Here is a 13,781-nt window from a genome sequence, read left to right as displayed (position 1 = left end):
ATCTTGCGGCCGGTGAGCCCGGCGTCACCCATCGGGCCGCCGATCTCGAAGCGGCCGGTCGGGTTGACCAGCAGCCGGTAGCCCTCGGTGTCCAGCTTGATGCCGGAGTCCGCCAGTTCCCGCAGGACCGGCTCGACCACGAAGACGCGGATGTCCGGCGTCAGCAGGGCGTCGAGGTCGACGTCGGGCNCTCGACCACGAAGACGCGGATGTCCGGCGTCAGCAGGGCGTCGAGGTCGACGTCGGGCGCGTGCTGCGAGGAGACGACGACGGTGTCCAGGCGGACCGCCTTGTGGCCGTCGTACTCGATGGTGACCTGGGTCTTGCCGTCCGGGCGCAGGTACGGCATGGTCCCGTTCTTCCGGACCTCGGCGAGGCGGCGGGAGAGCCGGTGCGCCAGGTTGATCGGCAGCGGCATCAGCTCGGGCGTCTCGTCGCACGCGTAACCGAACATCAGGCCCTGGTCGCCCGCGCCCTGCTTGTCCAGCTCGTCCCCCGCGTCACCGTCGGTGGCACCCCCGACCCGCAGCTCGTAGGCGGAGTCGACACCCTGGGCGATGTCGGGGGACTGCGAGCCGATGGACACCGAGACGCCGCAGGAGGCGCCGTCGAAGCCCTTGTCCGACGAGTCGTAGCCGATGTCGAGGATCGCGTTGCGGACGAGCGTGGCGATCGGGGCGTACGCCGTGGTGGTCACCTCACCGGCCACGTGGACCAGGCCGGTGGTGATCAGGGTCTCGACGGCGACCCGGGAGGTCGGGTCCTCCTTCAGGAGCGCGTCGAGGATGGTGTCGCTGATCCGGTCAGCGATCTTGTCGGGGTGCCCCTCGGTCACGGACTCCGAGGTGAACAGGCGCAGTGCCATGGTGAGTTCCTCCGCTGAGGTGATACGGACGGGTGGGGTGAGGTGAGCGGGCGCAGGTCAGCGCTTGAGCGCGCGGTCCACCAACGGCCCCGCCGCGCCCGTGTAGTGGGCCGGGTCGAGCAGGTCGCGCAGGTCCTCGGCGCCCAGGTGGGCGGCCACGTCGGGGAGCGCGGCGAGCACCTCGGCGAGCTGGAGCCCGTCCCGCTCGGCCTCCGCGGCCGCCTCGGTGAGCAGGTGCTTCGCCCGGGCCTTGCCGAGACGGGGCGCCAGCACGGCCGCTACCCGCTCGGACGCCACCCGGGCACCGGTCAGATGGGCGTTGTCCCGCATCCGCTCCGGGCGGACGGCCAGGCCCTCGGCGAGTTCGACGGCGGTGTGGGCCGCCCCGCCGACCAGGCGCAGGCACTCGCGCAGCAGCAGCCACTCGGCGTGCCAGCCCCCGGCGGACCGCTCGTCCTCCGACAGCAGACTCTGCGTCAGCCCCGTGGCCAGCACCGGGACCTGGAGGGCGGCGCTGCGCATCAGGGTGGAGAGCACCGGGTTGCGCTTGTGCGGCATGGCCGAGGAGCTGCCGCGTCCGGGGGCGGCCGGTTCGGTGACCTCCTGGACCTCGGTCCGGGTCATCGACTGCACGTCCACGGCGATCTTGCCGAGCGCCCCCGCGGTGAAGGACAGGACGGCGCCGAGGTCGGCGAGCGGCGTACGGAGCGCATGCCACGGCAGCAGGGGCCGGGCGAGCCCGGTCTCCTCGGCGAACGCGGCGCCCAGCCGGTCGAGGTACTCGGCGGTGCCGGACTCCCCCTGCGGCCCGTCGCCCAGCGCCGCGTATGCGAGGTACCCGGCCAGGGTGCCCGCGGCGCCGCCGAGCGAGACCGGCAGGCCCCCGTCGAGCAGGCGGTCGATCCGTGCGAGGGCGTCCAGCAGCAGATGGCGCCACCCGGCCGCCTTGAGCCCGAAGGTCGTGGGGACGGCGTGCAGGGCGAGGGTCCTGCCGACCATGAGCGTGTCGCGGTGGTCCGCGGCGAGCACGGCCAGCGCGGCGCACGTCCGGTCCAGGTCGGCCCGTATCCGGCGCAGGGCGCGGGCGGCCACCAGCATGGCCCCGGTGTCGAAGACGTCCTGGCTGGTGGAGCCGCGGTGGACGTACTCGGCCGCCGCGGGGGCCGTGGCCGCCACCGCCCGGGTCAGCACCTGGACGAGGCCCACGACGGGGTTCGCCGTCTCGCGGGCGACGAGGGCCAGCGCCCGCGGGTCGAACCGGTCCGCGCGGGCCTGCGCCGTGATGGCGGCCGCGGCCTCCGCCGGGACGGTGCCGAGCCGGGCCTGGGCCCGGGCCAGGGCCGCCTCGGCGTCGAGCATCGCCTGGAGCCATGCCTCGTCCGCCACGTCCGCCTCGACGGGGGTGCCGGCCCGTACGGGTGAGAGCAGCCCGGTGTCCCGGCCGCCGTCGAACGTCGCGGTCATGCGATCACCTCCCGCTGGCCGCCGTGCAGCCCGTCGCGGCCCCCTTGTGGCGCCCCGCCCCGCACCGCCTGGAGGGGAGGGTCCGCGGCCCGGATGCTCAGCAGGGCGCGCGCGATGGCGTCCGAGTCGCCGAGGGTCACGGAGTTGACGCCGGGCCGGATCCCGGCCGCGGTCACCCAGTGCACGGCCTCGGTGGGGACCCCGTAGGCGAACCGGCGCGGATGGGGGCTGCCGTGGACGTCGACGGTCCGGTACGGCCGCTCGGTGACCGCGAGTCCGCCCGTCCGGTAGGTCGTCCCGCAGGTGCCCGGGATGTCGTACGGGCGGCACTGCCCCGTGGTGAGCAGATGGCGCAGCAGGGGGTCGGCGGTGCGGCGCAGGTCCGGCTCGGGCAGCCGGGCCTCGATGAGGACGCTCGCCCGGATCCGCCCGCCCCGCACGGTGTCCGACCCGGCGACGAAGGACGGGAGGGTCTCGTCGACGGTGAGCTGGAGGCCGGGCCCGATGATGCGGACCACGCCCGCCTCGATGAGGGCGACGAGTTCCTCGATGCGCGAGGCCGGGGGCCCGATCGAGAGGAAGGCGTTGAGCGGGGTGTACCAGGCCGTCAGCTCGTCGCGGTACGAGTTGCCCTCCAGGCCGCCGTGGTCGACGGCGAGCCGGATCTCGTTGCGGAGGTCGCGCAGCACGTCCAGGGCCGCCTTGAGCGGACCGCTCACATTGCCCGCGCGGGCGGCGCGCACGTCCTCGCCGAGGTAGTCCAGCAGCCACTGCCGGAACGCGGCCGGGCTGGGGTACGTCCGGTTGCCCTGCGGACGGGCGAGGGCGTCCCAGCTCCAGTGGTCGTCCGGCGCGAAGCCGAACGCGTCCAGCAGGCGGCGCTCCGCCTCGCCCGCCGGGGCGGCCAGATACCGCTCGGTGAACGCCTCGCGGTCGGCGGCGCGGCCCCGTACCTCCAGCAGGGTGCCGTAGTAGACGCTCTCGACCTCCTTGGCGATCAGCGGCCACAGGTCGGTCCCGAAGTGCACCCGCTCGCCGTCGACGGCCCGCCGCCGCAGCCCGGCGATCGTCTCGGTGGTGAGCAGCCGCGGCAGGTAACGCCCGTGGGCGCCCTTCTCGTTCTCTCCGCGGGCGTGGTACGGAATGCCCCTCCGGGACCCCGCGTAGATCTTGGGCTCCCGGCCGGAGGGCTCGTAGACCAGGCGTCCGTCCTCGGTCCGGAAGGTGCCGCCCCGGCCTGCGGTGAGCAGGGCCATGTGGTCGAAGAAGTTCAGCCCGAGGCCGCGCAGCAGCACGGTCTGTCCCGGCTCGATGCCGCCGAGGTCCACATCGGCGGGGTTGGCGGGCGGGATGTAGAGCAGGCCGTGCTCGGCGGCCGCACGGGCGAGTTCCTCCTCGTGGGGCGCGGGCAGGGCGGGGACGTGCCCCTGGGCGAGGACGACCGTGTCCAGGTCGGTCAGCCGGACGCCGTTGTCGAGGGTGAGGGTCTGCGGACCGTCGGCGAGCGGTCCGCTGTTGTCCAGGCCGATGGCCTGCGCCCGGTGGACCGTGACGGTGACGTGGCGCGGGGCGTCGGCCACCACCCGGCGGAAGACGCTGTTCAGGTAGACGCCGTAGAAGGCCCGGGTGGGGTACGCGTCGGGGCCGAGCCGACGGGCCTCGGCCGGCGTGCGGTCGTCGGCGCCGGCCCCATCAGCGTTCTGGCCGAGTTCCCTGGCCCACTCGTAGAGGCTGGGGCCCGGTTCCACCGGACCGTCCATCTCCACGCTGTCGTCGGTGAACAGGGTGATCTGCGAGGCGACCGTGTTCATCAGCAGCTGGTCGGACTGGGTGGTGCGCCAGACCCGTCCGGCGCCCGCCGGGAAGGGGTCCACGACGTGCACGGACACCGCGCGGTGCGAGCCGGACTTCCGCTCGTTGGCGCAGATCCGCTCCAGCACCGACAGCCCGCGGGGCCCGGCGCCGACGATTCCGACCTTCAGCTCCCCCCGGCGCGCGCCATGTCGGCTCATGCGGAGTCCCCGTCACGCGCCGCGTCCGGCGCCCGCTGTCCCGTCACCCGGGCCACCAGGTCGCCGGGGTCGGTGGGCAGGGCGTTGCCGCGCCAGGCGACGTGCTGGTCGGGGCGTATGAGTACGAGATCGCGCTCGTAGAGGTCGCGGACGACCGGATCCTCGACGTCCAGGGTGCGCAGGGGCAGCCCGGCGGCCTGGGCGGTGGCCTCCAGCTCCTTGACGGGCGGCGGCTCGGGGCCGAGCCGGAGCACGGTGTAGTAGGGGCCGAAGCGGTCGAAGAGCGAGCTGCCGGGGCCGCGCCAGTCGTCGAGCCATACGTGCGGGGCGCGTCCGCCGGGGATGGCGGTGGGCGTGTAGGTGCCCATGGAGTCGCTCGGCGGCTCCTCGTCGGTATCGATGAGCGGGGAGCCGTCGTACCGGGCGCCGAGCTGCACGCCGATGGAGTGGGTGCGCTCCCCGTAGGCGCGCACGAGGGCGCCGACCCGGGCCCGCGCCGCCGCGCCCTCCGGCGAGTCGTCCTCCATCACGCCGGGGCGCTCGATGTCGGCGAGGCCGGTGTTGAGTTCGCGGGCGGCGGCGGTGTTGCGCAGGGCGATCGGCCGCCGCTCGCTCTCGTAGGAGCGGAGCAGCCCGGGGCCGCCCCAGCCCTGGAGCGTCCCGGCCAGCTTCCAGGCGAGGTTGGCGGAGTCGTCCACGCCGGTGTTCATGCCGAAGCCGCCGTTGGGGGTGAACAGGTGGGCCGAGTCGCCCGCGAGGAACACCCGGCCCACGGTGAAGCGCTCGGCGACCAGGGCGGCGCCGGGGGTCCACGGGCGGTGGCTGAGCACCTCGACGGGCAGCTCGGTGCCCGCCGCGCGCCGTACCAGCGAGGACAGTTCCGCGGCGCTGGTGGTGTCCGGGTCGACGGAGCTGGTGAGCAGGAAGAACTCGTCGCGGCCGTTGAGCGCGATGAGGTTCATGACCAGGTCGGGGTTGAGCGACCAGTAGCTCCAGGCCCGCCGGCCGGTGAACACGTCCGAGTGGAAGGTCGGCAGCCGCAGATGGGCGGCGGTGGCACGGCGACCCAGGATCTCCTGTTCCAGCGATCCGGGGCCCTCGTAGTGCACGCCCAGGGCGCGCCGCACGAAGCTGCGGCCGCCGTCGCAGCCCACCGCGTACGGCGCCTGCCAGCTCTCCCGGGCCCCGCCGGAGACGCTCTCGGCCTCCAGGGTGACGCCGGTGGCGTTCTGCTTGAGGCCGGTCACCCGCCAGCCGAAGCGGAAGGTGATGTTGGGGCGGGTCATGGCGTGTTCGAAGAGGAACTTCTCGACGTACATCTGGTTGGCGCGGTGCACCGGCTCGGGCGTCTGGTCGGTGCGGGGCGTACCGGCGAGCGCCCGCATCCGCTCCCCCGGCGAGGGCAGCGTCAGCCGGGACAGTTCGAAGCCGCTGTAGCGGGTGAAGTAGGCGATGTCGAGAGTGTGATCGGCGGGCGGGCCCAGCCGCCGGATCTGGCCGGAGATGCCCAGGCGCCGGTAGTGCTCCATGGTGCGGGCGTTGTGGGTGTTGCCCCGGGGCTTGTCCTCCATGGTGGGCTCGGCGTTGAACAGGACCGATTCGATGCCGTAGCGGTCGAGGAAGAGCGCGAGCATGATGCCCACCGGGCCGGCGCCGACGATGGCGACGGGAGTGCGCTGGACGTCGGTCATGTCAGCGGTCCCCCTCGGCACCCGGCGCGGCGGTGACGGGGACGGCGCGCCCCAGCGCCACATCGAGCCCTCGGCGCAGCTCCCGCACCGGATCCGGGGACGCCGAGCTCAGCCGCAGGGCGACGAACCCGTCGGGCCTGACCAGGACGGCCCCGTCCTCGCCGTGGCCGCGCAGGGCGGCCCATACGCCGTCGGGGTCGGTCACCTCGTGGTCCGGGCCCACGGCGTGGGCGGTGACGGCCGGGCCGTGGTGGGCGGAGACCTCGGCCGCGGCACGCACCCAGCTCTCGCCCCGCGCACCGGCCAGGAGCAGGAACGCCCCGTGGTCGATGAGGTCGTGGGTCGCCGTCCGCTCCCCGCCGCGCCGCAGCCAGGCGTGCGGCATCCTGCTGCCGGGGCGGCAGGACTGGACGTAGTCGAGGCCGAGCGGATCCGGCTCGGGCCGCTCGGTGCCGTCGCCGGTGACGAACCCGGCGTCGGCGTAGTCGTAGCCCATCTCCAGCCCCAGGTGGGCGGTGGTGATCCGGTTGGTCTCGAAGTACTCGGCGAGGACCGCGCGCCGGGTCCGGCCGTCGGGCGTGTCGGAGAACAGGGCGGTCATCTGGGCCCGGTTCCACTCGGGGCGGGCCCCCGGGACCACGCCGGTGCCCGCGGTGAAGGCGATCTGGTTGAACAGCGAGAACAGCGCCCGCTCGACGACGCGTTCGGCGACCGGGCGCCGCTCGGCCTCGTAGCTGTCGAGCAGCGCGGGCGCGGCGTCGCCGGAGAGCACCCGGGCCAGCTTCCAGGCCAGGTTGTGGGAGTCCTGGACACCGGTGTTGAGGCCGAGCGCGCCGGAGGGCGGATGGCGGTGGGCGGCGTCGCCGACGAGGAAGACACGGCCGGCGCGGAAGTGCTCGGCGACCGTGCCCTCCACGGGCCAGCGGCTGATGCTCTGCACCTCCATCGGGTGGTCCTGCGGGAGCTTCAGCGTCCGGCGGACCATCTTGACGACCGTCTCGTCGTCCAGCTCCGCCGCCTCCCGCGTGCCGGGCGGCCGGGAGAACATCAGCGTCCACTCCTCGGAGTGGCGTCCCCATTGCTTGGGGCCCATGGGCACGACGCCGCAGTGCTCCAGGCTGCCGTCGTCGGCGAGGCTGGAGACGCGGTTGACCACCGTGTCGTCGAAGGGGATGAACTCGGAGAAGTCGGCCCGTATGTGAAGGTTGATCCACTCCAGGAAGGTGGGGGTGCCCAGCATGCGGATGCCGAGCCGCTTGCTCACCGAGCGGCCGCCGTCGGCGGCGATCAGATATCCGGCGCGGACGCGGTAGGTACGGTCCGCGTCGCGGTCCAGGATCGTCGCGGTGACGCTGTCCCCGTGGTCCTCGAACTCCACCATCTCGTGTCCGAAGCGGATCCCGCCGGGGTTGCGCTCCTCGGCATGGCGGCGGATCAGCGGCTCCAGCCAGCGCTGGCCGAGGTTCGCGTGCGGGTACGCGGACGCCTCGGCGTACCGCTCGGCCAGGGCGCCGCCGCCGTAGGCATCGGCGCGGTGGAGCACCTTGCGGTCGTACGGCTCGTCGCCGCCGAGGCTGGTCAGCCAGGCCATGGCGCCGCAGTTGGCAGGCGGGGAGCCCTCGGCGTAGATGTCCCGGGCCAGTCCGTGGTGGCCGAAGATCTCCATGGTGCGGGCGTTGAGGATGTGCGCCTTGGGCTGGATCGACGTCGTCGCGTGGCGCTCGACGAGCAATGAGCCGACGCCGAGGTCGGAGAGGACGACGGATGCCGTCAGGCCCGCGCCGCCGCCGCCGATGATCAGCACGGGGACGTCCAGGACCCGGGGGTCGTCGCTCGGTCGGATTGGGGGTGAGAGGTTCATCGAGTGCCTCGTATTCGCCTTCTCGTGAGTCGTCGGCGTCGTGGGTCCCCGGCGCCTAGGCCGCGGCCGCGACCAGCAACGTGGTTTCGAGGGCCAGCGGGTGGACGGATTCCAGGTGCAGCCCGGCCGCGGTGAGGACGTCGCGGTAGCCGTCCAGGGTCCGTCCGCGCCCTCCCGCGGCCATGAGGAGATGCAGGTCGTACAGGAGCGGAAGCAGCTCCGGGGCGCCTTCCTCGGGGATGACCCGCTCCACGACGAGCAGGCGGCCGTCCTCGGGCAGCGCCTTGCGGATGTTGGACAGGAGGGTCACGGACCGGTCGTCGTCCCAGTCCTGGAGCACCCTGGAGAGGAGGTACGCGTCGGCGCCCTCGGGAACCGAGGCGAAGATGTCCCCCTCGACGGCTTCGTAGCGGTCGGGGCCCACGGAGGCGTCCAGGTGGGCGCGGGCGACCGGGATCATGTGCGGCAGGTCCAGGAGCACCCCGTGCAGATGCGGGTGGGCCCGCAGGACCATCGAGAGGAACTGGCCGCTGCCGCCCGCGACGTCCATCACCGTGGCGCAGCGGGCGAAGTCGAAGGCGTCCAGGACGTCGGGGAAGAAGACGTTGCCCGCGTTCATGGCGCGCTGGAACTTGGCGCCCGCGCCGGGCGCGTTCGCCAGATACGCGTGGATGGAGGTGCCGAGGGCGTGTTCGAAGCCGGAGGATCCGGTGCGGACGGCGGGCACCACCGCTCCCCACGCGGTGTGGAACTCCTCGCCGTAGAGCTGGATCATGTCGCGCATCGACGCGTCGCTGTCGGCGCGGAGCACCTCGCTCACCGGCGTCAGCGCGTAGCCCTGGTCCGGCGAGCGGTCGAAGACGCCCATGGCCAGCAGCAGCCGCATCAGCCGGGTGATGCCGTCCGGGCCCGAACCGGTGGCCGTGGCCAGGGCCGTGTCGGTGGTGTGCCCGGCGGCGATGTGGTCGGGGATCTCCAGGGCGACCGCGGCGTAGAGCGCCTGTGACTGCCAGGAGCCGGTGATGATGTCGACTACTTGGCGCGCGGCGTGTCCGTCGTGCATGACTGGCCCTTCTGATCGGGTGGATCGGGTGGGGCGGTGGTGAGGCCGCCGGGCCGCGTACGGCGGCTGTCCGGCGTACGGCGGCGCCGGTCAGTTCGCCCGCGGCGCGGCCCCGTGGGCGGCGGCGTCGTGCAGCAGGGTGCGGTGGCGCTCGCGGAGCTGCCGCTTGAGCACCTTGCCGGTGACGCCCACGGGCAGTTCGTCGCGGTCGGCGGCGATGAGCAGCGCGCGCAGCAACGGCATCCGCTTGCGGGCGAGTTCGGCGTTGACGGCCTCCAGCAGGGCGTCGGAGGAGCGCTCCGGGCCACGGCCGCCATCGCCGCTGTCGCGGAAGAGGACGATGCCGACGGGGGCCGCCTTCCCCGGGGCCTCCGGGTCCTCGACGCCCACCACCGCGGCGTCGAGCGCCTGGGTGGTGAGCAGCAGGACCTCCTCGAGGGGGAGGCTGTGCACGGGCCCGTCGGCCGCGTGGATCACGTCGGGCGTGCGGTCGAGGTGGAAGAAGCGGCCCTGCTCGTCGCGGCGGACGATGTCGCCGGTGAGGAAGTAGCCGCTGAGCAGGGAGTCCTGGCTGAGCTGGGGGTCGTCCCAGTAGCCGGGGGTGACGCTGGGGGTGCGGACGCCGAGCATCCCGGCCTGTCCGTCGGGCAGTTCGTTCCCCGCTTCGTCGAGGACGGCGGCCTTGCGGACCACCCCGGCCGGGTGGCCGATGAGCCGTCCGTACTCGGTCGACTCGGGGACGTACACCTGCCGGAAGAGGACCATGCCCATCTCGGAGGAGCCCAGGCCGTCGTTGTACTGGGAGCCGGTTTTGCCGGGGCGGGAGCCGAGGCCCATCAGGGGCCTGATGTGCCGCTCGTGCGAGGCGTCGCCCATGCCGTTCCACGAGTGGATGTTCCGGGCGGCGCGGGGGTCGATGTCCGCGACGTCGATCTCCGCGAGGGTCAGCGGGAAGCCGAGGACGAAGGTGGGGTGGAACTGGTTGATCGCCTGGGCCACGGACCGTCCGTTCGGATCGTCCAGGATCAGGGTGGGGATGCCCAGCAGCAGCGCCATGCTCAGGTAGCTGATGCCCGACGAGTGGCTGTGCGGGAGGGCGGTCAGCATGCGGTCGGTGCGCAGGGACGGGAAGCTCCACAGTCGCTCGCGCTTGCCGATGAAGAACCCGCGGTGGCTGAAGATCGGTGCCTTGGGGCGGCCGGTGGTCCCGGAGGAGTGGGAGACCATCACCAGGTCGTCGGGCCCGTGCCGGTAGGGGAACCCGGGCAGCGGGGCGGGCGGCAGCGGGGCGGTCTCGTCCAGCTGCCGGATGTCCTGGAGCAGAGGGGTCCTGGCGGTGGCGATGCCCTGCTGCGACCAGGCCTCGGTGCAGCCGTCGAGCAGGTCCTTGTCACCGACGAGGACCGTCGTCTGGGTGCGCTGGAAGTAGTCGGCCGCGGTCGGCGACGCCATCTTGGGGTTGCAGTGCACGGCGGCGGCGCCGAGGCTGTTGATCGCTATGTGGTGGAGCAGTCCGGCCAGCCCGTCGCGGGTGTAGACCCCGACGTGGGTGGAGGGCCGCACGCCGTGGTCGCGGTACCAGGTGGCGTACCGGATGACGGTGATGCGCATGTCGTTCAGGGAGATGCCGGGCGGCTCGGTCTCCGCCCAGCCGGGGGCGGTGACATCCGGGTGATAGAGGAGCGGCCGGTCCCGGTCCTTGGCGATCGACCAGGCGCGCCAGAAGAAGTTGCCCGCGCCGAGCCCGCGATCGGCGTGCAGCCTCAGTCGCTGGGCCGCCGACCGATGAGTGCCGAAAAGTAACATCACCAATCCTCTTTCACCGTGTCTGGACGGATGGTTCGCTCGGTGTGTCGCGAAGTGCCTTTCTGAGGCGCTCGCTCATGGCCGTGACGCGGATGTTCAGCGGCAGGTCCCGGCCCAGCCTCGGCGGCTCCGACTGGCGTACGGCGGCGGCGACCCGATCGTCGAACTCCCGGCCGGCGCGGATGAGATGCGCCTTGGGGAAACGCTCCCTCAGCCGTCCGACGAGCGCTGCTGCGCCGTCACCGGTGAGCCGGCCGCCGGTGGACCCGTCGCCCATGAGTGCGTCGCCGGTGAGCACGGAGCAGATCCCCTTCTCGGTCTTCGCGACCAGGACGGGGCCGAGGGGGCTCCCCGCTAGGGAGAAGCTGATGGCGATGGAGTCCGCGCCGGTACGGAAGTTGGTCGGCGTCATGCCCAGAATCTGCTGGGACACCGCGTAGAAGTTGCCCTGGGAGGTGAAGCCGGACCGGTAGATGGCCTCGGTCACCGTCTCGGCCTCGGAAATCACCCGGCGCAGCCGGTCGGCCCGGCAGGCGGCCACGTACGCCTGCGGGGTCACTCCCGTCAGCCGTTTGAAGACCCGGTGGAAGTGGAAGCGGCTGAAACCGGCCGCCTCGGCGAGGGTGTCGAGGTTCGGTGTCTCGCTCGCCTCATGGATCAGCTCGCAGGTCTTGGCGATGGCGGTCACATAGGAGGCGTGTGCGCTGTCCTCGCGCGGTCGGCACCGGCGGCACGGCCGGTATCCGGCGCGTTCGGCGGCCTCCGGGTCGGTGAAGAAGACGGTGTTCGCCCGGCGCGCCGGCCGGGAGACGCAGGAGGGCCGGCTGTAGATGCCCGTCGTCCGCACCGAGTAGTAGAAGACTCCGTCTGCCTGCCGGTCTCGGCGCAGAACGGCTCTCCACCGCTCGTCGTCATCGACGTAGGACGACACTGTCCCGTCCAAGACTGATCCTCCGGGATGCACTGTTTCCGTGGTGGGGGTCTTTCGGAGTACGCGTGCGGGGAGGTGGGCCCGCGTGCGGGGAGGTGGTCCCGCGGTCCCGCCGGGGCGGGCCGGTGGTGCCGTGCGTGTCACCGGCCCGCCCGGGGGTGGCTACTTCTCCAGGCAGAACTCGTTGATCGGGTAGCCGACGTGGCGGTCCTCGACCGGCAGGTAGCCGAGCACCTTGTCGCCGGGCTTCAGCTCGGTGCTGTTGAGCACCGTGCCGCCCGGGCCGAGCACCCGGACGTGCCAGTCGTCCTGGAGGATCAGGTTGGCCGTGCGGCCGTCGGGGCCGACCGCGTCGATGGAGAGCAGCGGACGCGTCTCGATCTTGACCCGGCCGACGGTGACCAGGCGGGTCTTGCCGTGGATGTCCACGGCGGTGACCTTGCTGCCCGCCTTCAGCTCGCTCAGGTAGTTGGTGCGCTCGTTCTGGCCGACGGTGTACGAGTGGATGGCACCGGCGTTGACCCGGAACGGGCGGGTGGGCATGTACGGCAGCGGGTGGGTCTCGCTGACGCAGAGGATCATGCCCTTGGAGTGCGAGCCGACGAGGATGCCCTCGTCCTTGCCGAAGTAGGTGGCGGTGTCCACGCAGGCCCGCTCGCCCATGCCGACGTGCGTGGTGGCCGTGACCTCCAGCTCGACCAGCTCGAGGTCGGGTATGCCGCCCTCGGCGGCGGCCTTGAGCGCGGTGACGTCACCGACCTTCGCCGGGGCCATCAGCACACCGTCGGAGCCGAGTTCCAGCACGCCGAAGATGATCTCGGCTTCCTCCACGTCCTTGGCGATGGTGACGAGGCTGCCGTTGGCACGGGCGGCGGCCGCGATCACGATCTCCAGCGGGATCTTGGTGGGGTCGCGGAAGAGCAGCACGCTCCACTTGTCGACGCGGCCGGACTGGCAGGCGTCCTCCAGCGTCTCGGCGTCGATGATCTCGACGAACCGGCCGAACTCCACATCGGGGTGGGCGAGGGCCAGTTCGGCGGGCTCCCCGTGCTTGGCGGGGTCGACGATGACGACGTCCGCCGCGCCGAAGCTCTCGGGGAGCGTCTGGCCCTGCGGGAAGAGGACCTTCTTCACCGTCGGCGGCAGCTTCTCCAGGTCCGCCGGGTCGGCGGCGAGAATGCCCTCCACCCGGGCGTGAATCGCCTCCTGGACGATGGCGTCCTTCGCGGAACCGACCGAGCGGATGTCGACCCAACTGAGCTTCACAGTGCACCTGCCATTCGCGAGGTTTGGATGGGGACGGGAGAGCCCTGGGGCCCATGAACGATCTCGGCCAGTTCCCGAACGGTCGTGCGGGGAGACGGCGAGTTGAAGACGCGCCGGCCGACGGCGAGTCCGCTGCATCCGACCGCGAGCGCCGAGACCGCGAAGTCCTGGACGCTCTGCGAGGCGTCGCCACCACCCGCGACGATGACGGGGATGGGGGAGCTTTCGACCACCTCGGCCATGCGCTCCGCGGGGGAGGCGAACACGGTCTTGACGATGTCGACGCCGAGGTCGGCGGCGATGCTGACGACGTGCGCCACCAGCGCCGGGTCGGCGGGATCGGTGACCCGCGGACCACGTGGGTAGATCATCGCCAGCAGCGGCATCCCCCAGCGGTCGCAGGCCGCGGCCACCGTGCCCAGGTCGGTCAACTGGTCGGCCTCGGTGTCGGAGCCGATGTTGACGTGCACGCTCACCGCGTCCGCCCCGAGGCTGATGGCCTCGTCGACGTCGCCCACGAGCACCTTGGCGTTGACGTCCGGGCCGTGTGCCGTACTGGCGCTCAGGTGGACGAGCAGCGAGCAGTCCGCGAGCAGCTCGGGGGCGAGCACCCGGGCCCGGCCCTTGTGGACGACGATTCCGTCGGCCCCGCCGTCGACCACGTCACGGACGAGGTCCTGGAAGCCGCCCACCGTCGCGATCGGCCCGTCGGAGACGGAGTGATCGAGTGGCACGAAGAGATACCGCTCGTCGCCGTGCCCGGAAAGTCTGGCTAGTCGTAGTGATTTACCCGATGAAGACGTGCTCGGCATCAGACACTCC

The 13,781-nt window shown here is 72.5% G+C and carries 9 protein-coding genes and 1 pseudogene; all 10 read right to left on the bottom strand.

Annotation, left to right across the window (positions count from 1 at the left end; genetic code table 11):
• A pseudogene (locus EEJ42_RS05405) lies at nucleotides 1-865 on the bottom strand (methionine adenosyltransferase); the annotation flags it as partial.
• 57 nt (nucleotides 866-922) lie between these two features.
• Nucleotides 923-2,329 (bottom strand): nitrosuccinate lyase, encoded by a 1,407-nt coding sequence (locus tag EEJ42_RS05400; protein WP_123098845.1) that lies wholly within the window; start codon nucleotides 2,327-2,329, stop codon nucleotides 923-925.
• Nucleotides 2,326-4,341, bottom strand: a complete 2,016-nt coding sequence (locus EEJ42_RS05395) for an FAD/NAD(P)-binding protein (protein ID WP_123098844.1) — start codon at nucleotides 4,339-4,341, stop codon at nucleotides 2,326-2,328. Before EEJ42_RS05395 ends, EEJ42_RS05400 begins: the two co-directional genes overlap by 4 nt.
• Complete coding sequence (locus EEJ42_RS05390; RefSeq protein ID WP_123098855.1) at nucleotides 4,338-6,032, bottom strand: FAD-dependent monooxygenase; 1,695 nt, start codon at nucleotides 6,030-6,032, stop codon at nucleotides 4,338-4,340. Before EEJ42_RS05390 ends, EEJ42_RS05395 begins: the two co-directional genes overlap by 4 nt.
• 1 nt (nucleotide 6,033) lies before the next feature.
• Nucleotides 6,034-7,893, bottom strand: coding sequence for an FAD-dependent monooxygenase (locus EEJ42_RS05385; RefSeq protein WP_123098843.1), 1,860 nt, complete (start codon nucleotides 7,891-7,893; stop codon nucleotides 6,034-6,036).
• A gap of 55 nt (nucleotides 7,894-7,948) precedes the next feature.
• Complete coding sequence (locus tag EEJ42_RS05380; RefSeq protein ID WP_123098842.1) at nucleotides 7,949-8,956, bottom strand: methyltransferase; 1,008 nt, start codon at nucleotides 8,954-8,956, stop codon at nucleotides 7,949-7,951.
• 90 nt (nucleotides 8,957-9,046) lie between these two features.
• On the bottom strand, nucleotides 9,047-10,762 hold the full coding sequence (locus tag EEJ42_RS05375) for a class I adenylate-forming enzyme family protein (protein ID WP_246096091.1): 1,716 nt from the start codon (nucleotides 10,760-10,762) through the stop codon (nucleotides 9,047-9,049).
• A 13-nt stretch (nucleotides 10,763-10,775) separates the two neighbouring features.
• The gene (locus tag EEJ42_RS05370) at nucleotides 10,776-11,705 is read right to left on the bottom strand and encodes a bifunctional transcriptional activator/DNA repair enzyme AdaA (RefSeq protein WP_184502949.1); all 930 of its coding nucleotides are present in this window, start codon (nucleotides 11,703-11,705) and stop codon (nucleotides 10,776-10,778) included.
• A gap of 150 nt (nucleotides 11,706-11,855) precedes the next feature.
• The gene (locus EEJ42_RS05365) at nucleotides 11,856-12,959 is read right to left on the bottom strand and encodes a 3-dehydroquinate synthase II family protein (protein WP_009719746.1); all 1,104 of its coding nucleotides are present in this window, start codon (nucleotides 12,957-12,959) and stop codon (nucleotides 11,856-11,858) included.
• Nucleotides 12,956-13,771 (bottom strand): 2-amino-3,7-dideoxy-D-threo-hept-6-ulosonate synthase, encoded by an 816-nt coding sequence (locus EEJ42_RS05360; protein ID WP_246096089.1) that lies wholly within the window; start codon nucleotides 13,769-13,771, stop codon nucleotides 12,956-12,958. Before EEJ42_RS05360 ends, EEJ42_RS05365 begins: the two co-directional genes overlap by 4 nt.
• Nucleotides 13,772-13,781 lie beyond the last annotated feature (10 nt).

Source organism: Streptomyces botrytidirepellens (assembly GCF_003721215.1).
GTDB lineage: Bacteria > Actinomycetota > Actinomycetes > Streptomycetales > Streptomycetaceae > Streptomyces > Streptomyces himastatinicus.
The sequence above is the reverse complement of the archived record's forward strand: the minus strand, read 5'-3'. Positions and strand labels throughout refer to the sequence as shown.